Source organism: Paenibacillus sp. FSL R7-0297 (genome assembly GCF_038009025.1).
Lineage (GTDB): Bacteria > Bacillota > Bacilli > Paenibacillales > Paenibacillaceae > Paenibacillus_AQ.
Genome location: NZ_JBBPAQ010000001.1, coordinates 4540007 through 4561895 on the forward strand (window position 1 = coordinate 4540007; position 21889 = coordinate 4561895).

Annotated in this window: 19 protein-coding genes and 1 riboswitch; of the genes, 17 read left to right on the forward strand and 2 right to left on the reverse strand. The window is 51.0% G+C overall.

The genetic code is table 11. From position 1 onward, the window contains the following. Nucleotides 1–139: 139 nt before the first annotated feature. Nucleotides 140–1456, reverse strand: a complete 1317-nt coding sequence (locus MKZ24_RS20015) for an APC family permease (protein WP_042236781.1) — start codon at nucleotides 1454–1456, stop codon at nucleotides 140–142. A gap of 117 nt (nucleotides 1457–1573) precedes the next feature. On the opposite strand from MKZ24_RS20015, the gene MKZ24_RS20020 reads away from it, so the two are divergent. Both MKZ24_RS20020 and MKZ24_RS20025 read left to right on the forward strand, forming a co-directional pair. Beyond that, nucleotides 1574–2488 (forward strand): LysR family transcriptional regulator, encoded by a 915-nt coding sequence (locus tag MKZ24_RS20020; protein WP_042236779.1) that lies wholly within the window; start codon nucleotides 1574–1576, stop codon nucleotides 2486–2488. Next, a complete protein-coding gene (locus MKZ24_RS20025; protein WP_042236777.1) occupies nucleotides 2485–3417 on the forward strand; it encodes a tyrosine-type recombinase/integrase in 933 nt (310 codons plus the stop codon). Before MKZ24_RS20020 ends, MKZ24_RS20025 begins: the two co-directional genes overlap by 4 nt. Before the next feature lie 368 nt (nucleotides 3418–3785). Here MKZ24_RS20025 and MKZ24_RS20030 read toward each other — a convergent pair whose 3' ends face one another. Further along, the gene (locus tag MKZ24_RS20030; RefSeq protein WP_042236775.1) at nucleotides 3786–4709 is read right to left on the reverse strand and encodes an L-lactate dehydrogenase; all 924 of its coding nucleotides are present in this window, start codon (nucleotides 4707–4709) and stop codon (nucleotides 3786–3788) included. Between the two features lie 267 nt (nucleotides 4710–4976). Between MKZ24_RS20030 and MKZ24_RS20035 the strand changes: the two genes are divergently transcribed. The 15 genes from MKZ24_RS20035 (at nucleotide 4977) to MKZ24_RS20105 (ending at nucleotide 21861) form a co-directional block, all read left to right on the forward strand. Next, nucleotides 4977–6362, forward strand: a complete 1386-nt coding sequence (locus tag MKZ24_RS20035; RefSeq protein ID WP_042236772.1) for an APC family permease — start codon at nucleotides 4977–4979, stop codon at nucleotides 6360–6362. A 34-nt stretch (nucleotides 6363–6396) separates the two neighbouring features. Continuing rightward, entirely contained in the window at nucleotides 6397–7689 is a 1293-nt protein-coding gene (locus MKZ24_RS20040) for a WD40/YVTN/BNR-like repeat-containing protein (protein ID WP_042236770.1), read from the forward strand. Nucleotides 7690–7903: 214 nt separating this feature from the next. After that, the gene (locus MKZ24_RS20045; RefSeq protein WP_197072938.1) at nucleotides 7904–8080 is read left to right on the forward strand and encodes a hypothetical protein; all 177 of its coding nucleotides are present in this window, start codon (nucleotides 7904–7906) and stop codon (nucleotides 8078–8080) included. A 226-nt stretch (nucleotides 8081–8306) separates the two neighbouring features. Further along, nucleotides 8307–8699, forward strand: coding sequence for a DUF2500 domain-containing protein (locus tag MKZ24_RS20050; RefSeq protein ID WP_042137749.1), 393 nt, complete (start codon nucleotides 8307–8309; stop codon nucleotides 8697–8699). Nucleotides 8700–8991: 292 nt separating this feature from the next. Beyond that, the gene (locus tag MKZ24_RS20055; RefSeq protein WP_042137747.1) at nucleotides 8992–9414 is read left to right on the forward strand and encodes a cell wall hydrolase; all 423 of its coding nucleotides are present in this window, start codon (nucleotides 8992–8994) and stop codon (nucleotides 9412–9414) included. Between the two features lie 268 nt (nucleotides 9415–9682). Beyond that, entirely contained in the window at nucleotides 9683–10096 is a 414-nt protein-coding gene (gene gerQ / locus MKZ24_RS20060; protein WP_231637903.1) for a spore coat protein GerQ, read from the forward strand. 313 nt (nucleotides 10097–10409) lie between these two features. Next, entirely contained in the window at nucleotides 10410–11726 is a 1317-nt protein-coding gene (locus MKZ24_RS20065) for a hemolysin family protein (RefSeq protein ID WP_042236768.1), read from the forward strand. A gap of 206 nt (nucleotides 11727–11932) precedes the next feature. Then, complete coding sequence (locus tag MKZ24_RS20070) at nucleotides 11933–13852, forward strand: ATP-binding protein (protein ID WP_052416469.1); 1920 nt, start codon at nucleotides 11933–11935, stop codon at nucleotides 13850–13852. A gap of 93 nt (nucleotides 13853–13945) precedes the next feature. Further along, nucleotides 13946–14701 carry a DsbA family protein gene (locus MKZ24_RS20075; protein WP_052416467.1) on the forward strand — a complete coding sequence of 252 codons (756 nt, stop codon included), beginning with the start codon at nucleotides 13946–13948 and terminating at the stop codon, nucleotides 14699–14701. Beyond that, complete coding sequence (locus tag MKZ24_RS20080) at nucleotides 14698–15132, forward strand: disulfide oxidoreductase (RefSeq protein ID WP_039298958.1); 435 nt, start codon at nucleotides 14698–14700, stop codon at nucleotides 15130–15132. Before MKZ24_RS20075 ends, MKZ24_RS20080 begins: the two co-directional genes overlap by 4 nt. Before the next feature lie 226 nt (nucleotides 15133–15358). Further along, nucleotides 15359–15518: riboswitch (cyclic di-AMP (ydaO/yuaA leader) on the forward strand. 128 nt (nucleotides 15519–15646) lie between these two features. Beyond that, nucleotides 15647–17464, forward strand: a complete 1818-nt coding sequence (locus tag MKZ24_RS20085) for an APC family permease (protein ID WP_042236765.1) — start codon at nucleotides 15647–15649, stop codon at nucleotides 17462–17464. 198 nt (nucleotides 17465–17662) lie between these two features. Next, nucleotides 17663–18685, forward strand: a complete 1023-nt coding sequence (locus tag MKZ24_RS20090) for an iron-hydroxamate ABC transporter substrate-binding protein (protein ID WP_340785787.1) — start codon at nucleotides 17663–17665, stop codon at nucleotides 18683–18685. 218 nt (nucleotides 18686–18903) lie between these two features. Further along, nucleotides 18904–19962: a FecCD family ABC transporter permease gene (locus MKZ24_RS20095; protein WP_340785789.1), complete on the forward strand. Its 1059-nt coding sequence runs from the start codon at nucleotides 18904–18906 to the stop codon at nucleotides 19960–19962. Between the two features lie 11 nt (nucleotides 19963–19973). Beyond that, a complete protein-coding gene (locus MKZ24_RS20100; protein WP_042242642.1) occupies nucleotides 19974–20996 on the forward strand; it encodes a FecCD family ABC transporter permease in 1023 nt (340 codons plus the stop codon). A gap of 58 nt (nucleotides 20997–21054) precedes the next feature. Further along, complete coding sequence (locus MKZ24_RS20105; protein ID WP_042236762.1) at nucleotides 21055–21861, forward strand: ABC transporter ATP-binding protein; 807 nt, start codon at nucleotides 21055–21057, stop codon at nucleotides 21859–21861. Nucleotides 21862–21889 lie beyond the last annotated feature (28 nt).

Consider the following 21889-nt stretch of genomic DNA (forward strand, 5'->3'; position numbering starts at 1 on the left):
ATAACCATCTGACACTTTTCTGAAACGTAAAGCGAACGGAAGACCCTCGTCAGGGGCTGGAAACTCCGCCGCTCATATAGAAAAAACAGGCTGCATCGTCCAATTAAGGAGGAGTGCGGCCTGTTTCTTTTAAGCGTTCTTATAATGCGTGCCGGGAAATCTCTTCTGCATCCGTAGCTACAGGATTATTCCCTTCACGTTTACGTGCCTGTCTTAAATAATCCACCAGAACAAACAACAGTGTGATCAGCAGCGGATACACGATCGCCCAGCCTGTGAACGGAAACACGGCTACCGTTGCGGCAAAAGAAATCCAGCTGATCATCACGCCTGCCCGGCTGCCCCGCAAGAGGCGGATTCCTGCAGCACAACCGCCAATATAGGTGAGGATGAAGGTGGCATTGGGGAATTTAATCAGTGTCGTAATCGAGAGCAGGCCGCTACCGTAGAGCGATAACACTGCTGCGAAGCAGAGGGTCAGGAAGCCGATCGCTCCGACGGGTGTCTGATAACGGTCCGATAAGCGGCCCATCCATTTCGGGGCATATCCCTGCCGTGACAAGGCATAAGCTACACGCGATGCAGCGCTTGAATAGGCAATAATCGTCGCCGTACAGATGAATAATCCGGTGAGTCCGGCAATGAATCCGCCCCAGGCTCCAAGCGGCTGGCTGATGATCCAGACCAGAGATGAGTCGGCTCCTCCCCGCAGATAGCTCTGCGTACCGACTGTAGCAAGTGCCGAGAGGAAATAGAGGACTCCGACAATGACCGCAGCAATGGTCACACCCTTGACGGCAGCGCGCTGCGGGTCCTTGAATTCTTCAGACAGATGCGAAACGGCCTCCCAGCCGATGAAGCACCAGAAGAGAATCGCTGCCGCCTGCCCGACACTCATCCAGCCATGCGGAACAAACGGTGTGAAGTGGACGCTCTCCATTCTTGGCAGAGCCGCAGCAAAAGAGAAGACCAGCACGGCAACAATCGCGATAACCACGGCGATTTGTACTTTCCCGGCCACTTTCATCCCGATCCAGTTGACAATCAGGCCAATGGCCAGCATTCCTGCAGCGATGGCAATTCTGGCCGGATCGCCCCAGCCCATGGCGGCTGTCATATACCCCGCTCCGGTCAGTGCAGCGACAGGACCGCCAATCGGCACGGACATGAGGAAGAACCAGCCAACCAGTGCACCTGCCTTAGGGCCGAAGGCCAGGGTGACAAAGTGGGATACTCCGCCGGCATTAGGGAATTTGGCCGAGAGCAGACCCATGGACAGCGCAAGCGGGAGAATCAGCAGGGTCATGAATCCCCAAGCCAGCAGAGAAGCCGGTCCAGCCATCTCCGCTGCCAGTCCGGGTACGATTAACACACCTGAGCCGAGGACGGCTCCTATGTACAGGGCAATAGCCTGTGGCATCCCGATATTCCGTTGTAATGATTTATTTTCCTTCATATAAATAGTCCCGCTTTCCTTGTATTTAAATATAGAGTATCAGATAATAGATCCATTGGAAAAACGGAATTATCGAATGGAATCGATTCGAATAACCGATAGGTTGAAGGAGGTACTATGGAGTCTAAGCATCTGTTCACCTTTCTCGTTGTAGTTGAGACCGGCAGCTTTACCCGCGCGGCCCAGAAGCTTGATTACGCCCAGTCCAGCATTACCGCACAGATACAGGCGCTGGAGGCAGAACTGGAGCAGCCCCTGTTTGACCGGATCAGCAAAAAGATCATTCTCACCGATGCCGGCCGCCGTCTCTTGCCGTATGCCCAGGAAATCTCCAAGATGCACACGATGGCCGAGAACGCCCTGCGGTCGGAGACGGAAATATCCGGTTCGCTGCGGATTGGTGCACCTGAATCTTTGGCGGCCTTCCGCCTCCCGGGCATTATCAAGGAATTCCGCAGCCGGCACCCGCAGGTGCAGATTACGCTGAAGCCGGGAGCCTGCTGGGAACTGACGGAGTTCGTCCGCTCAGGAGAGCTTGATCTAGCCTTTCTTCTCCAACCGGAGACGGAATATAAGGAGATGTACTGTGACACGCTGATCCATGAAGTCATGACGCTGGTCGCTCCGCTCGATCACCCGCTGCTGGAATTGGAAGAAGTACATCCTTTGCATCTTAAAAATGTTACGATTCTGCATACGGAAACAGGCTGCACCTACCGCACCTTATTTGAGCGGCATCTGAACAGTTATGGAGTATTCCCCGATCCGAATCTGGAGTTCTGGAGCATTGAAGCGATCAAGCAATGCGTAATGGCAGGACTCGGTATCTCATTCCTGCCGATGATTACCGTCCGCAGGGAATTGGCGGAAGGCAAGCTGGGCCGGCTGAACTGGAATGATGAATCACAGCGGGTAGCGACCCAAATTGCATATCACAGCAAAAAGTGGAAATCCCCAGCGTTAAGTGAGTTTCTTGGAACGGTGCAGAAGCATGCTGTAAGGTGGAGGGAAGAGGAGGAGCACAGGGCATGAATGAGCCGGAGCTTGAATATGAAGAAGAGCTGGATGCCTTCCTGATCTGGATGAAGGACGCCGGCTACACAGCATATACGCAGAAATCCTATCTTGCTGATGTACGGGAATTTCTGGGCAGTCTGAACGGACGGGAGCTGGGTACTGTAAAAAAACTGCAGGTTGTCTCCTATCTGACTTCGGTGCGGGAACGCGGGGTAAGTGATGCGACACGAAACCGCAAGCATGCGTCAATAAGCTGCCTCTTCAAGGCGCTGACGGAGCTGGAGCTGCTGAATATCAACCCGGCTTCCGGAATCAAGAAGTCCAAAACCGAAAAAAACCGTGAGCCTGTCTATCTGGATGAACAAGACCTGCAGCGGTTTCTGTCAGCGGTAGACGGCAAATACAGAAGCCGCAATTTGGCTGTTTTTTTGCTGATGTCGTATATGGGGCTGCGGGTAGGGGAAGTACATACGCTGAATCAGAGTGATTATAATGTAGAGAGACGTTCACTGCGTGTCTTCGGCAAAGGACGCAAATGGCGCAACGTCCCGGTTCCTGAGGATATTGCCCCGTATCTTGACCAGGCGCTGACGGACCGGCTTAATCCTTGGCACAGCAAGGAGGAGGCGATGTTCATCTCGCAAAAAGGCCGCCGGCTCTCCATCCGCGGCATCCAAGGGATTGCTGCGGATACATTCAGCCGCTTCCAGAGTGAAGTGCCTTCGTCCCAGCGCCGGCCGTACTCCAGCCATAAGCTGCGGCACTCCTTTGCCACCATGCTGCTGCGCAAGGGAGCGGATCTGCGCACGGTGCAGGAGCTGCTGGGCCATTCCTCGATCCAGACGACCACTGTATACACACATATTACGAACCGTGAGAAGGAAGAAGCTATGTCCAGACTGCAGATCGGTATGCCGTATAAGACAGGCAGCGGTGATTTGTGAACCTGGGGCTAACAGCGTCAATATACACTATGAACTTTTGTTCAAAACATAACGCATAAATCACACGGAATGTGCATTTTTATAATGACAACACCGCCGTGAATTGCTACCATGAGAAGGGGTTATTATTCAGAGTAGAAGGCGCAGAGGGACCAGCCTCGAAGTCGCAGACACAACGATTAAACCATGGATAAAATAAGTTGATAAGCTGGACGGCAATTTTGACTTTAATTGGTTAACGCGTCTTCGCACGTCTGATGGTAAGGCGGCTGGAGAAGAAGCAGAGTCTGTATCCTGAATCTCTTCCTATAAGTAAAATAGCCGCCAATCCCAAACGGATTGGCGGCTGGCTTGTCCATGCGCTGATATTAAAGCTCCAGCTTGGCGATCTCACCTTTGAGCTTATCTGCGGACTGCTGGAAGAGAAGCTGCTCCTCGTTGCTGAGCGGAAGGTCAAGCACTTCACGCACGCCGGAACGGTCTACGACACACGGAGCACCGAGGAACACATCTGACACGCCGTTGTAATTGTTCAGCAGTGTAGATACATTCAGGACGGAGCCTTCATTATTCAGGATGGAAGCGACAATCCGGTCCAGAGCCAGTGCGATGGCATAGGAGGTAGATCCTTTGGCATCTATAATCTCGTAGGCGGCATTCTTGGTGTCATCGAAGATCTCATTACGTTCCGCTTCATCGAAGCCCAGATCAATTCCCGCGACATTGGCGAGACTCCAGACCGGCAGCTCGGAATCGCCATGTTCACCGATGATCTGTCCATGGATACTGCGCGGATCGATTTCCTTATGAAGCCCAATCAGGTATCGGAAGCGGGCACTGTCCAGTACAGTACCGGAACCGATAACCCGTCTGCGGTCGAAGCCGCTGATCTTCAAGGTGGCATAGGACAGAATATCGACCGGATTTGTGGCAATCAGCAGGATAGCGTGATGATTGTATTTCGTGATTTTTTGGATAATATCTTTGAAGATCGAGATGTTCTTGCGCAGCAGGTCGATCCGGGTTTCACCAGGCTTCTGGGAGGCTCCGGCAGTGACGATGATGATGTCCGCTTCCTTGCAGTCCTCATAGGTGCCGGCCCACAGCTTCACACCGCCGACAAATGGCATGCCATGGTTCATATCCAGCGCTTCACCAAGCGCCTTCTGATGGTTCACATCGATGAGTACTAGTTCGGGCATGCGCTTACGCAGCAGCAGCGTATAGGCTGTCGTTGTTCCGACTGCACCGGTGCCGATCACTACGACACGATTGGGCTTAAATGGGGCCATTGTTAGATCTCCTCCAGCTTTCGAATTTTGAAATATAAGGGTTTATGTGTTAAACACCATCATTCCTCCTTATATTTCTTGCTGAAACGGTACCATCCTATAGAAGGAAGGCAAAGCCGCTTCCACTTACGGTCCAATCTTATCCATCATAATCTCTAGGAATAGTGTTTTCAAGCTGTCCACTTTTAATCCATTACCCCAAAACGGGCATGCTAACAATGTATTTCTTATTATCCACTCAACCATTTGACAGGAGCGAATTTCAGAATGGATTTATTCCGCAAAAAACCGCTGGCTATTCCGGAGAATACCGGAGCGGAGAAACTTAGCAAGACACTGGGTGCAATGGATCTGACCATGCTCGGTGTAGGGGCCATTATCGGCACCGGAATTTTTGTAATGACGGGAGTGGCTGCTGCGGAGCATGCAGGCCCCGGACTTGTGCTATCCTTCATTATCGCCGGCTTTGCCTGTGTGTTGTCGGCACTGTGTTACTCCGAATTTGCTTCTACACTGCCCGTATCCGGCAGCGCTTATGCATACAGCTATGTCGCCTTCGGTGAACTGCTGGCCTGGATTCTCGGATGGGATCTGGTGCTCGAATACGGCGTAGCCGCAGCGGCGGTAAGCAGCGGGTGGTCCGGTTATTTCCAGGGACTGCTGGAAGGCTTCGGCATTCATTTGCCCACCGCTTTGTCAGGGGCGTATAATGCAGATACAGGAACCATTATTAATTTACCCGCAGTTATTATTATCCTGCTTATTTCTTACCTGCTGACACGTGGGGTCAAGGAGACCGCCCGTTTCAATGCAGTGATGGTTGTGATCAAAATATCAGTGGTGCTGCTGTTTATCGTCACCGGTATGTTCTATGTGAAGCCGGAGAACTGGACGCCATTCCTGCCGTTTGGTTTCCATGGTGTAGTGAATGGTGCGGCAACCGTATTTTTTGCCTATATCGGATTTGATGCCATTTCGACTGCTGCGGAAGAAGTGAAGCGTCCACAGCGCGATCTTCCGATCGGTATTATCTCGTCGCTTGCGATCTGTACCGTGCTCTATATCGCTGTATCCTTAGTACTTACAGGGATCGTGCCATATCAGAACCTCAATGTAAGTGATCCGGTATCGTTCGCCCTGCGGTTCGTTGACCAGAATATGATTGCCGGTCTGATCTCTGTAGGTGCGATTGCCGGGATGACTACCGTGCTGCTGGTAATGCTGTTCGGACAGACCCGTCTGCTGTTTGCTATTTCCCGTGACGGATTGCTGCCGCAGAGCTTGTCCAAGGTCAGCCCCAGAACACATACACCGGTGCGCAGCACATGGATGGTCGGCGGACTGATTGCTGTTCTTACCGGCTTCGTCCCGCTTGACCGGCTGGCCAATCTGACCAGTATCGGGACCTTATTCGCCTTCCTTGTGGTTTCGCTGGGTGTTATTGTGCTCCGCCGTACGAAAACGGATCTCAGAAGAGGCTTTAAGGTTCCCTGGGTTCCCTTTATTCCGCTCCTTAGTGCAGCGGCCTGCGGGTATCTAATGTATAATCTGGGAAGAGAAACTTGGATGGGCTTCCTGATTTGGCTTGCGGTAGGACTGCTAATCTACGGTCTGTACGGATACAAACGCAGTAATTTAAATACGAAGAAATAGAAATAACGGATTAACGGGAAGAGGAGAGAGAGCATTGTCATCCACAGCTTCAGGTTACAAGGTTCTGAGAAGGGGGCTGCTGCTTCTCCTGACCTTACTTATTCTCTCGGCTTGTTCTTCTGCTCCCGCTCCCGAGCCTTCCCAGCCCCCGCAGCCGACGGAAGCGCCGGAAGAAGGGCAGATGATTACGGTCATCACACCGGATGCCAAGAACGTCGATAATGAGAATGCCCCGAAATATCAGATTCAGACCCGGCTGACAGACTTCAGGCTGCTTAACCCGTCAGCGGGAATAGCCTGGGGCGTCACCAAAAATGAGCTGCGCATGTATATGACCCTTGATAACGGCAAAACCTGGGCCAATATCTCGCCGGCTACGACTGTGCAGTTTCTGAGCAACCCGGTATATGGCAAAGAGATTTTCTTCACCGATCCAAGCAACGGCTGGATTATACGAAGCTCTTTCGGCACGACCGAGACCGTGGTGCTGCGCACGACAGATGGGGGACACACCTGGAAAGTTTCTGCTTTTCCTGACACCAATACCTTGTCTTCGTTCTACTTCAGTTCACCGACCCATGGCTGGCTGATGACTTCCTGGGATGCCAGCTCCACCAAAGAGAGCAAAGCCTTGTATGCTACGCAGGACGGCGGTGCTACATGGGCCCTGGTCATGCAGAACGAACAGTATAATCCGAATCTCCCTAACAATACAATTCCGCTGCCGGGCGTTACGACCGGAATGATATTTAAGGACGGAAGCCGAGGATTCGTAACACTGCAGACCGGGGCACTGCCTAAGATATATGTCACCAAAGACGGAGGCGCAACCTGGGCGGCAGGCTCTGAATTTCTGGTTAACGAGAGCTTTGGAGGCTGTGACCGGGTCATTGCCGGTGAACCTGAATTCTTTGGTACGGATCATACAAGCGGATGGCTGTCTGTAGGGTGTCAAAAAGAGAAAGAGGCCAGCATGACCTACAACGGCTATTTCACTGCAAACGGGGGAGAGAACTGGAAGTTCATCAGCCTCAGCCGGCCGGCGATGACGGGAATTAACCGGCATGTGGCACCTGAATTCCTCAGCTCGCAGGCGGGCTGGTCTTTAGAGGGGAACCTGTTGTACAAGACGATGAATCAGGGACAGACCTGGACGGTACTTCCGGCCAGCAGTGTACTGCAGTCCAAGCTGCTGGAATATCCGGAAGTAGTGAAGCTGCAATTCATCTCTGAGGATGTAGGCTGGCTGCTGATCCAGAAAGAAGAGGACCGCAGATCTATCCTGCTGCAGACTACGAATGGCGGAGTGAGCTGGCGGGTCATGTAAAGGTAATTAAGAGGTTGTCCGCATTAGCGGGCAGCCTTTTCTTTTGTGAATACGGCCGCAAAGCCCTCTTAATATAAGGAAAAAACTTATTTAAAATTTTCTTTAAAAATGTGAAAAAAATCACATGACAAACTTTCACTCCTGTGATATATTTAACACATAGAGAACAAGTTCATTTTTTCACAAACTTTCATCCCGAAGAGGAGAGATTATTATGAAAACATTTGAAACGGATTATATGACAAGAAACCTGCTGCAATTGTGCTACAACTGTGCCGATGCTCACCTGTGTGAAACGGAAGAACAATGCAGAGCTTGCTGGGCAGATAGCGGTATGCTGCCGGAAGAAACAAGCGAAACCAGACAATTGCTAGACCTCGTACATGCATAATGTGATCGCCTCACTTGGTATAATGAAGACCATTTAGGTCCCCGGATATAGGGGGATTTAGGTGGTCTTTTTGGCGTGCTGTCATCATCGCAAGTGAAGATTCTTCCGGAGCAGCCGGGGTTGTTACACATTTGTTATGCTGTCTTGAAGGGAAGAGGCATATACATGTACAGAAGACCTGCAAGCGCAGGGAATCTAACCAGATGGGAACAAGGGGGAAGAGACCATGGGAACGGGACCGGATCCATCCTGGATGTTTGATTTTACAGGAACGGTATTGCCGATATTCCTCGCTGTAGTCGTGGGGATTATCGCTGTGTCTGCAGGCAGAGGACTGCTTCAGTGGAGCCGGAACAATAATGCCCCCCTGCAGTCCATACCCGCCCGCATTGTAAGCAAGCGCAGTGAAGTCCGCCAGCAGCAGGCACAGGATGAGAGCAGCCGTACCAGCACAACCTATTACCTGACGTATGAAGCGGAGGATGGCGTCCGCAGAGAGTTCAAGGTAGACGGCCATGAATATGGCATGAGTGCTGAAGGGGACAGGGGGGTGCTGACATATCAGGGTACAAGGTATCATGGCTTTCAGCGGCGCCCGCATTACTCCACTGCAGAGTAGTGAACAGGCTTGTTTATTGATAGAGTGATGATTATTTGAAAAGCATTACGCAGTACCCTCTTGTTATCGGAATCGGTGCAAGGGGGTATTTGGGTTGTGTCTGGCCTCAGGCTCAAAGCAGGGATTCACGGTATACCAACGTATTGCTGTAGACCCTCAGGAAATTGGGCGGGGACTGTCACCTCTTAGGCGAATGCACATACAATACAGCGAGCAGTAAAGAACAACGGATGCTTGGCGTTACAGCTTTGTTCCATAACTGTCAATGAAGTGATTACAAGGAGGAGAACGCGTGGCCGTCATCAAAACGAACTCGGAGGATGTAAGGGTGCTTGCGCGGCTGATGCGGGCGGAGGCCGAAGAGGATGGGGAGTCAGGCATGCTGATGGTCGGCAATGTCGGGGTCAACCGGATTCTCGGTAACTGTCTGGACTTCAACAACATCCGCAGTGTGAATGATATGGTGTACCAGAGTCCGGGAGGCTTTGAAGCCCCGCAGAAGGGGTACTTCTATCAGCGAGCACGGGAGGCCGATATCCGTTTGGCAAAACGCGCTATCGCAGGGGAAAGAACCTGGCCTGCATCCAATGCGCTGTGGTTCTTCCGGCCTGTCGGGGCCTGTCCGGCCAACTGGTACAATCAGCAGAACACCGGCCGCTACAAGGCACACTGCTTCTTCACGCCGACCCAGGTGGATTGCCCGTCATTATTCTAGGTACCGCCAGCCAGGAGAGGACTGGGCTTACAGCGGCTGCATGCAGTAGCCTGGGCTCCCGGGCTGGATCTGAAAGAAGCCAATGGTCACATTACTTAAGTGAAGGTTAATCTAAATTCTAGGAGGTTATTCGTAAATGATCGTTCAACCCTACCGTCCCGTTACTTATACGATGGGCAGCAACCCAGCAGGTGGCATGAGCAATATGAACAACATGAACAACATGAACAACATGAACGGCATGGGCCCGATGAATACTATGGGTGCCATGAGCAACAAGGGAAGCATTGGAAACATGGGCACCATGGGCACGATGGGTACTATGAGCAGCATGCCGCCACAGGTCACCAGCGGCAGCCCCATGACGCCAGCCGGAACCGTGGTCTCAACAACTGCACCGGTGTTCGAACAGTCTTATGTAGAGAACATCTTCCGACTCAACCTTGGCAAGGTCGGCACCTTCTACTTTACCTATGAGAATAACAAAGACTGGAACGCCAAGGTCTACACGGGTGTGCTTGAAGCTGCCGGCCGCGACCATCTTATTATCAGCGACCGGGCGACCGGACAGCGGGTTGTGCTGCTCATGGTCAACTTCGATTATGCCACCTTTGAAGAGCCGCTTGTCTATCAATATCCCGGAGTTATCGGAAATCCGGCGGTTGTACGGAGCTGCCGATAAGCTTTCTGGCCATTTATCCATAGAATAACGCAAAAACGGCTGTCCACCTTTGTTTAAAGGCGGTCAGCCGTTTCTTTTGCTACCGTGCGCACATATGCTGTATTTTTCGAGGGGACACGCATGCTTGCTGTTTCACCTAATATATTTATATAATAAAAGTATTATTTATAATCCGTGATTTATGTACAGGAGATGAAGGCATTGGGAAATTGATACGGAAAGGAACAGTCGGCATGATCCAGTCTGACATTTTGAACAAACGAAGGAGGTGGGCCTATCCGCCTGCACAGGAAACGGCGGATAGGAGTATAAATTGAGCGACCCTTTACCCGGTATATTAAATGTAGGTCTTATTATTTTGATTGTGCTGCTTAACGGTTTTTTTGTTTCGGTTGAGTATGCGATGGTGAAGGTGCGCAGCGGGCGCATCGATTCACTGATTGAAGAAGGCAGCAAGAGAGCCCCTGCCGCACGAAAAATCGTTCATAATCTGGATGGTTATCTATCGGCCTGTCAGCTTGGCATCACGCTTGCCTCGCTTGCGCTGGGCTGGCTCGGAGAACCGGCAATTGCTACGATTGTGGGGCCTATTATTACGAACCTTGGCTTCGGAGAAACAACTGTTTTTGTGGTTTCGCTTATCATTGCCTTTATGTTTATCACCGTTCTGCATATTGTACTGGGCGAGCTTGCCCCGAAGACCATTGCGGTAAATAAAGCGGAGGCTGTCCTTCTGCTTGCCGCGGGTCCGATGAATGTTTTTTACCGGATCATGTATCCCTTCATCTGGGTGGTTAACGGCCTGGCACGCGGGCTGCTGCGTATCTTCCGTCTGGCGCCGGCATCGGAGCTGGCTACAGCACATACAGAGGAAGAAATACGCATTCTGATGCAGGAGAGCAACAAAAGCGGATTGATCGACAATACGGAAATGACGCTGGTGGACAATATCTTCGAATTTGCCGACACGATGGCCAGGGAAATCATGATTCCGCGCACGGAAATGATCTGTCTCAACACACATCTGGAGACGGACGAGAATCTTGAAATTGCCTTTGACGGAATGAGAACCCGTTATCCGGTCTGCGACGGAGACAAGGACCATATTCTCGGCTTCATTCATATCAAGGATATGATCCGAGATAATGCGCCCAAGTATAACGAATTGATCCGTCCGATATTGACTGTCCCGGAATCGATTCAGATTAGCAGCCTCCTCAAGGTCATGCAGCGTGCCAAGACCCAAATCGCTATCCTGATTGATGAGTATGGCGGTACCTCGGGGATGGTTACTCTGGAGGATATTATGGAAGAGATTGTAGGAGAGATTCAGGATGAGTTCGACGAGGAACGTCCCGGCATCGAGAAGCTGGGGGAGGATGAGTTCTCAATCGACGGCTTGATGCTGATCGAGGAGATCAATGATACGCTCGGAATCCATATGGAGACGGATGATTACGATACGATAGGCGGCTGGCTGTATTCCAAGCTGGAGGTCAATCCTCCGCAAAAAGGCCAGACGGTGGAGTTCGACAACCATTTATTCGTGGTTGAAGAGACCGATAATAAGCGGATTTCCCGGATTAAGCTGCTGAAGGTGCAGTTTTTGACGGAGGAAGCCGGAGCATAGGTTACGAATAGACAAGAGCATGGCGCTATTACAGAGCGCTGTGCTTTTTTGCATACAGGGGCTCCTGTTCTGGTGGCGCTTTGCTTAGGCAAAAACTGTCTGTCCCATTAGGCACAATCTACGATTCGACTGGATTCACCCAGGGTAAGGTTAGTGTAAATAGGTGAAATGCAATATCTTAATGTTCATGAAGGGAGAGAGAGGCTATGGAGCATCATCCGAATCATTACAATGATCTGCTTGTCCTCTTATCTGTTGCTATAGCATTTCTATCGTGCTTCACAGCCCTTGATCTGGCGGAACGGCTGCTCCGTGGCCGCAAGGGGAATCTCTATATTCTGCTTATCTCTGTAGTGCTGGGCACAGGGATGTGGAGTATGCATTTTATCGGAATGCGGGCGATGGATTTGGGAGTTCCGGTATCGTATGATCTGTTGCTGCTTGTGTTCTCGCTGATCATTCCTGTGGCTGCTTCTTATATGCTGTTCGTAATGCTCGGCAACCCCCATACCCGCAGCCGTGTCTATCTGGGTCTTGGCGGTATGCTGTTCAGCAGCGGAATCCTGATCATGCATTTCAGCGGCATTCTGGCGATGAAGCTATCGGCAACGTATGAACAAGGGTTCTCTTCCATTATTTTGTCTATCCTATTCGCCCTGGTTGTCCCTGTCATTACTGCATCCTACGACCCGAAATGGCTGGAGAATGCCTACAATATGCTTAGTGTCAAAAAACTGCTGCTCGTGTTAACCCTGACCGGAGTGTTCACAGGAATACATTATTCTGCAATGGCCGGTGCATCCTTCACAATAGTAGACTCATTCTTGTATACAGGTCGCGCTCCGCTCTTGGATGAATCACTGCTGGGCATCATTCTGGGCGGTTCCTTCTTATTCATTGTGATGATTGTGCTTGGCCTGCTCTATAGGGACCGGCAGCATGTACTCCGCTTTGCAGCGTTTAATGAGCAGCGTTATATGGCCTTGTTCGAGCATAGCCCGGATATGGTGCTATGTATTGATCCGGCCCTTAAGAAGATCATCAGTGCTAATCCTTCCCTGCGGTATACCACGGGATACGGAAGAGAAGAACTGGGGGAATTCAAGAACATCCTGTACAGTGCCAGGGATGAAGCCGCAGTCAAGGAAGCTGTGCGCAATGCCTCCCAAGGGAAGTCCTCCAAGCTGGAGCTGAAGGTAATCACCAGGGACGGCCAGCAGATGATCTGCAGCGTAACGGTGTTTCCATTGCTTCACAATAAGCAACAGCTGGTCTATATCGTTGCCGAGGATGTCACTGCCCTGATGCAGTACCAGCATGAACTGATTCAAGCCCGGGACGCGGCAGAGAGTGCAGCCAGGATGAAAAGCGAATTTATGGCGACAATGAGCCATGAAATCCGTACGCCATTGAACGGAATTATCGGCATCAATCAGCTGCTGGCCGAAGAGATCAGCAAGCCCGAGCATCTGGAGCTGCTGAAGCTGCAGAGTACCAGCAGCCAGGCGTTGCTCCATGTAATGAGTGATGTTCTCGATATTTCCCGCCTGGAAGCAGAGGGTCTCGTGTTGAACCAGGAGCCGTTTCAGCTGAATGTGCTGCTGCAGGAGTGTATGGATCTGTTCGAAGTGATCACCAGAGACAAGCAACTGTCGTTTGTGCTGTCTGTAGAAGAGGGGCTTCCCGGCAAGTTCGTAGGAGACATTGCAAGGATCCGTCAGATCCTGGTTAACTTAATCGGCAATGCGGTGAAATTCACTCCTTCGGGAGCGGTTACAGTTACTGTTGAGTCCTGCGGCCTGGAGGGAGCGTCTGAGACGCTGCAATTCAAAGTGCATGATACGGGCATTGGCATTCCGCCGGATAAGCTGCAGCTGCTGTTCCAATCCTTTTCCCAGGTGGATGCTTCCCACACGCGTAAATATCCGGGTACCGGTCTGGGATTGGCCATTTGCAAGAAGCTGGTGGAGCTTATGCAGGGAGAAATATGGGCGGAACCGGCGCCGGGCGGCGGGACCCAGTTCTTTTTCAGAATTGTGCTACAGTCGCTGGATTTATCGCCGGAGCTGATTTACAACCAAGAAAATGAAGACAGCGGAGTGCCTGCGACTACCAAAGCCGTATAATGTAGAGTTTGCCAAGGAGAGAACTTTAATTATATAATTTTAAAGTAACTTATCTTTTATCACGAAAGTCCTATGGACAGAAAGGAACTCTCTTTGAGCAAACCGAAAAAGAACAATGTCGCGCTTCCCCAGATGAGCAAGCAGGAGAAACGCCGGGCAGAGCAGGAGCAGCAGAAGCAGAAAACGAGAATCCTGATCGTGAGTACAGTGGCGTTAGTCGTTATTATTTTTGTGGGATTATTCATGCTGGCCTCGAAGGACGGCTCAACCACAGGATCTGCTGCGGCTCCCGTTGACTTCAATTACAGTGAAATGGCACGGCTGGGCAAAGAAGATGCTCCAGTCAAAATCGTTGAATTCGGCGATTACAAATGTCCGGCTTGCGCCCAGTTCACCGGGGTGATTAAACCGCAAATCGTTCAGGAGTATGTCAATCAGGATAAAGCAGCCTTTTACTTCGTCAACCTGGCCTTTATTGGTACAGATTCGAGAACAGCTTCACTAGCGGCACTGTCCGTATATCATCAGAATGAAGAGGCTTTCTGGAAATTCTTCGATGCCATCTATGCTAACCAGGGTGAAGAAAAGGTGGAGTGGGCAACACCGGACTTCCTGGTAAGTCTGGCACAGCAATTAGAACTGCCCATTGACTTCGACCTGCTGCGTAAGGATATTGAAGACAAGACCTATGAAAGCGAACTGGAGAGAGATATCCAGGTTGGCACAGACACCGGTGTAACCAACACGCCATCACTGTTTGTGAATGGAGTCAAGGTGAATGAACCTTTTAATATGGAGGAAATTGATGCTCAAATCAAGGTAGCTGCGGAAGCTGTGGCTGCACAATGAATAAATTCTCTGCATTCTGCCGCCGGAATTGTCTCTACTTGGCCTGGTTCGTCTCGGTTGTTGCTGTAGCAGGCAGTCTGTATCTCAGTGAAGTGCTGAAATATGAGCCCTGCAAGCTATGCTGGTTTCAGCGGATATTTATGTACCCGCAGCTTATTTTGCTCGGAATCGCCACTTACCGGGGGGATAAGCGCATTATCCCTTATGTGCTGCCCTTAAGTTTGATTGGCGGAAGCATTTCGATCTATCATTACGCAGAGCAGAAAATTCCGGCACTTAGCAAGGTGCTTCCATGTACAATCGGTGTCCCGTGCAACACGGATTATCTGAATTATTTCGGATTCATCACCATCCCGCTGCTGGCACTCATTGCGTTCGCATTAATCACAATTCTGCTATGGACAGGGCGTAAAGAGGATGCAGGTGAGTAAGAAGCCGTCAGGCAGAATGAAGAGTAACTATTTCCCTTAAATTGAGTGTAAATTATTAAGCAGAAATGCTGTAAAATCACGCGATAAAGTGATAATGAAAGAGAATGAAAGATCAAGACATACCGGATCATGGATTTGGTTGTTTTGGTTGTTTTTCATTCTTTTTTCATTTGTTTCAACGCTTTACGGAAGAGTCATTGTAGATTAATATTAGTCCTTGTGAGAAGTTGAATATGCGCTGAATTTTCCGGAAGGAAAAACGGGGGAACCAAACTTGGCCGAGTGCCAACGGGGTGAATCGGAAGCGGGTCAGCAGACTCGAAAACCGTAGGGCTACCACAGCCCGAATCCGCCAGCTAACCTCGTAAGCAATAGTGGGATAATGACCATGCACTCAAGGCATGCGGATCATTTCCGTATGCCTATTTCTGTGCCTGCATTTATGAAATCCACTTATGAAAACAGCGCGCGGTACTGCCGTTTCAACTTAACAAAGAGAGGAAATGTTACTACAATGGTAAGCAAGGTAAAACGACTATTGATCGGGCGTCCGATGAAGTCGAACGAACTCGATCATGAAAAGTTATCCAAGGTGAAAGCACTGGCTGTCCTGTCTTCTGATGCGCTCTCGTCTGTAGCCTACGGAACAGAACAAATCTTAATTGTACTCGTGGCCGCAGGCTTCACAGCTATCTGGTACTCATTGCCAATTGCATTAGCCGTATTGGGCCTGCTGGTCATCTTAATCCTGTCTTATCGGCAGACCATTTTTGCTTATCCGCAGGGCGGAGGCGCCTATATTGTCGCCAAAACTAATCTCGGGGTTCATACCGGCTTGCTTGCCGGAGGCTCTTTGCTGGTGGATTATATTTTAACGGTGGCGGTAAGCGCCTCGGCGGGAACGGATGCGATCACATCAGCGTTCCCGGGTCTTCATAATCATAGTGTACTTATAGCGGTTACTGTCATTCTGCTCTTAACGATTGTCAATCTGCGGGGGGTTACTGAATCAGCTTCATTCATAGCCATTCCGGTATATCTGTTCGTCGTCTCCATCTTTGTGCTGATTATCGCGGGAGTCTTCAAGTATGCAACCGGCGGTGCTCATGCCCAGGTTCCTGAGATCGGCTCGGCGGTATCGAATGTCAGTATGTTCCTTCTGCTTAAGGCCTTCAGCTCCGGCTGTTCGGCACTGACCGGGGTAGAAGCTGTATCTAATGCGATCCCTAACTTCAAAGCACCGGCTGAGAAAAATGCGGCTAAAACACTGGTGCTTATGGGTCTGATTCTCGGGGCTATGTTCACGGGGATTACGCTTTTGGCTTATTGGTACGGTATCATGCCGAACGAGAAAGCAACGGTTGTGTCGCAGATTACCGAGTCTACCTTTGGCCGCGGCGGTTTGTACTTCTTCATCCAAGGCATCACCGCAGTAATCTTGTTCCTGGCGGCGAATACAGCGTATTCGGCATTCCCGCTGCTGGCATTCATGTTCGCCAAAGACAAATATTTACCCCACGCCTTCATGGTACGCGGAGACCGGCTGGGATTCTCCAACGGCATTATTTTCCTCGGCGTAATGTCGGCTGTGCTTGTAGCCGCTTTTCACGGTAATACCGAAGGGTTGATTCCATTATACGCCGTTGGGGTATTCATTCCGTTTACCCTTTCACAGCTTGGCATGATGGTCCAGTGGTACAGAACCAAGCCTAAGGGCTGGCAGAGCAAATTCGCAGTGAATACAGTAGGCATGCTCACAACCTTGACCATTACGCTCATCTTCATTATTACTAAATTCTCGAGTGTATGGATGGCCTTCATCTTCCTGCCGCTTGTAATCATCGTGTTCCACCGGATTCACCGCCATTATATGAATATTGCCGATCAGCTGCGCATTTGTCCGGCTACGGATAAACCTTGCATTAAAGGAAGCACAGTGGTTGTACCTGTTGCCGGTGTCACCCGCGCGGTACTGCATTCAATCAGCTATGCGAAGTCATTGACTGAGAATGTGGTGGCTGTATATGTCGGATTCGATGAAGAAGAGATTCACAAAATGGAACAGAAGTGGGAAGAGTGGAACCCTGGGGTTCGCCTGATTGTACTCCGCTCGCGTTACCGCAGCATCATCCGCCCGCTGGTGAAATTCATCGATACGGTGGAGTGGAAAACCGCTTCAACAGACCATATTACTGTACTCATTCCGCAATTTGTTACGAAGCATTGGTGGCAGGCGATTCTGCATAATCAGACCAGCTTGTTCATCCGCTCTTATCTGATGAATCAGAAGGATATCGTTATAGCAACTGTGCCGTATCATTTGCACAAATAGACATACCCTTTATATGTAAAACGGTTGTTTCCGCAGGTTGCGGGAGCAGCCGTTTTTTGTTATGCGCAGTGTGAGTGTACATGGAACCAGATAATTTAGTTGACAGAGAGAATGAGAATCAATATCATCAGTTTATGTGAGGCGAAGGCCACAATCACCTTTGACCAATAATGAATGTATATACAGGAGGGGTATTATATGTTTTCGTTCAACCTGCAAAGATCAACAAGCATGAAGCTGGCTATGGCCGGACTCATGACCACGACGTTGTTACTATCCGCATGCGGGAATAACAATGCAGTCAATAACGGAGGAGCGGCAACTACGGCACCTGCAACAACTGCAGAAGCTACAACTGCACCGGAAGAAACGACAGCCCCAGCGGTAGACCAATCAGTAACGGATGCCATGGGACATAAAGTCACTATCCCTGCGAACCCGCAGCGTGTGCTTGCTTCTTATCTGGAAGACTATCTGGTCGCACTCGGCGTGACTCCGGTTGCCCAATGGTCCGTGACAAACGGCACTCAGGATTACCTCGCAGCTGAGCTTAAGGATGTTCCAACCATCAGCTATGACCTTCCACTCGAAGCCGTAACTAGTTTTGCACCGGACTTCCACATCGTACAATCGGAAGGCACAGTCCAGAACGGTCTGTATGATCAGTTGAACAAAATCGCACCTACGTATGTACTCGGCGATGAAATCAGTAAAGACTGGCGCAAATCGCTGCTCCAGATCGGTGAGCTACTGAACAAAACGCCGGAAGCTGAAGCAGCCATTGCTGCCTATGATCAAAAAGCGGCGGAAGCCAAAACAAAAATCTCTGCTGCGATCGGCGATGAGTCTGTTGCCATCCTCTGGCTGGTATCCAAGAACTTCTATATAGTAGATGAAACCCGCAGCAGCGGGGCAGTCCTGTATGGTGACCTTGGCCTGAAGCTTCCGAATCTGGTTACCGAAATTCCTGCAGAGTCCAGAGCAACGTGGAATCCCATTTCACTTGAGAAATTGTCTGAGCTGACTGCAGATCATATCATCCTTGTGAACAGTGACGGGGCGGATGCTGCTGAAGTTACGGATGGCGCGATCTGGAAGGGGATTCCGGCTGTTAAGGCGGGGAATGTTCATGAGTTTGGCAGATCAACCAGCTGGCTGTACAGCGGTCCTATAGCTAACTCCAAAACAATTGATGATGCTCTGAGCAGTCTTGTAAAATAAGCAGCGTTCAAATGCCGGTAATCAGCTTTTGCCGGTAGAGAGTGTGCAGGTCCTTGTATCCCCGGATACGATGATCTGCACCTTTTTTAAATGGAGCGATAGATGAGGGCGTCCAGTATAGATTACGCGTTATCTGCTTGTACAATATTCATATATTTGCGATAATGAGAATGATAATCAATTAGAAGCAAGTAATAATCCTGTTAAGGAGACGGCTTATGGTTTCATCCACACGTTCTAACCTCAATCCTTCTACGGCTGCAGAGGATAAACCCATCAAGTCGCGGCCGGTGGCTGCAGCTACGATCCTGCTGCTCGGAATAGCCGCCATCGTCTTCGGGCTGATGCTGTCTGTATCGGTAGGAGCGGCAGATATCCGGCTGGCTACTGTATGGGAAGCTGTCTTCCGTTTCAATCCGGAGCTGGGACAGCATCAGGTCATCCGGGAGCTGCGGATCCCCCGCGCTTTGGCCGGAGCGCTGGTGGGTGCATGTTTTGCTGTTGCCGGCGCGATCATGCAGGGGATGACCCGGAATCCGCTGGCGGATTCGGGGCTGCTGGGACTTAACGCCGGAGCCGGTGTTGGCCTGGCATTGGCTTTCGCCTTTGCCCCTTCGCTGTCTTTCATGTATATCATGATCTACTGCTTCATTGGAGCAGCTGTGGCATCGCTCTTAGTCTTCGGCATCGGTTCGCTGTCCCATAGCGGGCTGACACCGCTACGCCTGACCTTAGCGGGTGCTGCGGTCAGTGCCATGCTGCTGGCGCTCAGCCAAGGCATCGCCATTCTGTATCACCTCTCCCAGGATATCGCGTTCTGGATGGCAGGAGGGATTGGCGGAGCCAACTGGACACAGCTCAAGATTATGTCCCCCTGGGTTGCATGTGCGCTTATCGGGTCGCTGGTGCTCTCGCGTTCCATCACGCTGTTAAGCCTGGGAAGGGATGTTGCCGCAGGACTGGGGCAGCGCACACGGCTGGTACAGACCGCAGGGATGATCATTGTGGTCATTCTTGCCGGAGCGGCAGTCTCGACGGTGGGGCCGATTGCTTTTGTCGGATTAATGATTCCGAATATTACCCGTTATCTGGTGGGGGTGGATTACCGCTGGATCATTCCTTGCTCGGCAGTACTCGGGAGCGTGCTGATCCTCTTTGCCGATATCGCTGCGAGAATGATTAATGCGCCTTATGAAACACCAATAGGTGCCCTGATTGCAGTAATCGGCGTACCGTTCTTCATCTATCTGGCCAGCAAGCGCAAGGGGGAGCTGTAATGAACAGGACCATGTCTGTACCCTCAGCGAAATCGCGCCGCACCAGAGAAGCCGGTATTCTAATGCTGCTTGCTGTACTTATCATCATTATTTTTATTGTCAGTATGAATACCGGCTTCATGCGCTTATCACCATTTGATGTTCTACATACTCTGCTCGGTGAAGGAACCAAACAGCAGAACCTGATTTTGTTTGATTTTCGGCTGCCGCGTATAGTGATCTCATTGCTCATCGGGGCGGGATTCGCAGTATCAGGATCTATTCTGCAAGGCCTGTCGCGCAATGCTCTTGCCGAACCTTCAACTCTAGGTATTAACGCCGGAGCAGGATTTGCAGTGCTGATCTTCATTTCATTTGTCCCGGCAACCACGGCGGGGCCCATCTTTGTTCTTCCGCTGCTGGCGCTGGCAGGTGCCGCGCTTACGGCCACACTGATCTATTTTCTCTCCTACCGGAGAGCCGACGGACTCTCGCCGACACGCCTGATCCTGATCGGTATTGCCGTAGGTGCCGGCATTTACGCTTTTCAGCTGATCCTGTCGTTGAGACTGGACCCGCAGAATTATCAGTTCGTAGCCATCTGGCTGGCCGGTAAAATCTGGGGCGGAGACTGGCGATTCGTGCTGGCACTGCTCCCCTGGATATTGATTCTGCTGCCGTTCGCGTTCTACAAAGCTCGGGTGCTTAACGTACTGAACCTAGGGGATGAAACCTCCAAGGGACTTGGGCTGCCGCTGGAGCGGGAACGTCTGCTGCTCTTGGCTGCTGCAGTGGCTCTCGCAGGCGCCTGCGTTTCGGTCAGCGGAGGCATCGGCTTTGTCGGACTGATTGCACCGCATCTCGCCCGCAGACTTGTAGGCCCGCGTCATCAGATCATGCTGCCTGCAGCCGCTTTGATAGGCGCGCTGCTGCTGCTCACCGCAGACACTATCGGGCGCTGGATTCTGCAGCCAACAGAGATACCTACAGGTATCGTGGTGGCAATCATCGGCGCCCCGTACTTTTTATATCTTTTGGCAAAATCTAAGGCTTAACATAGGCATTCATAAGCGAAGTTATCATGAAAAATTAAAATTCTGAGGAGTGAGTATCATGTCGGAACGTTTGAATACAGAACAGCTGAGTATCGGATACGCAGAGGCGCTGATTGTGAAGGGGCTGAACCTGTCACTTCCGACAGGGAAGATTACAGCGCTGGTTGGTGCGAACGGCTCAGGTAAATCAACTATTCTGAAGACGATGGCGCGCATCATGAAGCCGAAGAGCGGCAGTGTCATGCTCGACGGCAAATCCATTCATAACCTGTCCACCAAAGAGGTGGCCAAGCAGCTGGCGATTCTGCCGCAGAATCCTACTGCGCCTGACGGTCTGACTGTATCTGAGCTTGTGGGTTACGGCCGCTACCCGCATCAGAAGGGCTTCGGCACCATGACGCCTGAAGACCGCAGCATCATTGCTAATGCAATCGAAGTTACCGGTATGACAGAATTCCATGACCGCCCGATTGACCGGCTCTCCGGCGGACAGCGTCAGCGGGCCTGGATTGCCATGGCTTTGGCGCAGCAGACAGATATTCTGTTCCTTGATGAACCGACGACATTCCTGGATATGGCCCATCAGCTGGAGGTGCTCCAGCTGCTGCAGAAGCTGAATGAAGAAGAAGGCCGGACGATTATCATGGTGGTACATGATTTGAACCATGCTTCCCGTTATGCACAGCATATGGTAGCGATCAAATCCGGTAATGTGATCAGTGAAGGGGCGCCGGTTGACGTAATGACACCGGTAGTTCTACGCGAGGTATTCGGCATTGAAGCCGATATTGTGCCTGATCCGCGTACCGGAGTGCCGCTGTGCCTTCCTTACGAGCTGGCCGCGTACAAGGCAGCTGGACTATAAGCGCGAGCTGTGCGGACTAGTGAGCGGA

Coding starts and splice junctions, on each gene's coding strand:
- MKZ24_RS20015 (WP_042236781.1), bottom strand. CDS start 1,456: ATGAAGGAAAATAAATCATTACAACGGAATATCGGGATGCCACAGGCT.
- MKZ24_RS20020 (WP_042236779.1), top strand. CDS start 1,574: ATGGAGTCTAAGCATCTGTTCACCTTTCTCGTTGTAGTTGAGACCGGC.
- MKZ24_RS20025 (WP_042236777.1), top strand. CDS start 2,485: ATGAATGAGCCGGAGCTTGAATATGAAGAAGAGCTGGATGCCTTCCTG.
- MKZ24_RS20030 (WP_042236775.1), bottom strand. CDS start 4,709: ATGGCCCCATTTAAGCCCAATCGTGTCGTAGTGATCGGCACCGGTGCA.
- MKZ24_RS20035 (WP_042236772.1), top strand. CDS start 4,977: ATGGATTTATTCCGCAAAAAACCGCTGGCTATTCCGGAGAATACCGGA.
- MKZ24_RS20045 (WP_197072938.1), top strand. CDS start 7,904: ATGAAAACATTTGAAACGGATTATATGACAAGAAACCTGCTGCAATTG.
- MKZ24_RS20050 (WP_042137749.1), top strand. CDS start 8,307: ATGGGAACGGGACCGGATCCATCCTGGATGTTTGATTTTACAGGAACG.
- gerQ (WP_231637903.1), top strand. CDS start 9,683: ATGAGCAACAAGGGAAGCATTGGAAACATGGGCACCATGGGCACGATG.
- MKZ24_RS20070 (WP_052416469.1), top strand. CDS start 11,933: ATGGAGCATCATCCGAATCATTACAATGATCTGCTTGTCCTCTTATCT.
- MKZ24_RS20080 (WP_039298958.1), top strand. CDS start 14,698: ATGAATAAATTCTCTGCATTCTGCCGCCGGAATTGTCTCTACTTGGCC.
- MKZ24_RS20085 (WP_042236765.1), top strand. CDS start 15,647: ATGGTAAGCAAGGTAAAACGACTATTGATCGGGCGTCCGATGAAGTCG.
- MKZ24_RS20090 (WP_340785787.1), top strand. CDS start 17,663: ATGTTTTCGTTCAACCTGCAAAGATCAACAAGCATGAAGCTGGCTATG.
- MKZ24_RS20095 (WP_340785789.1), top strand. CDS start 18,904: ATGGTTTCATCCACACGTTCTAACCTCAATCCTTCTACGGCTGCAGAG.
- MKZ24_RS20100 (WP_042242642.1), top strand. CDS start 19,974: ATGTCTGTACCCTCAGCGAAATCGCGCCGCACCAGAGAAGCCGGTATT.
- MKZ24_RS20105 (WP_042236762.1), top strand. CDS start 21,055: ATGTCGGAACGTTTGAATACAGAACAGCTGAGTATCGGATACGCAGAG.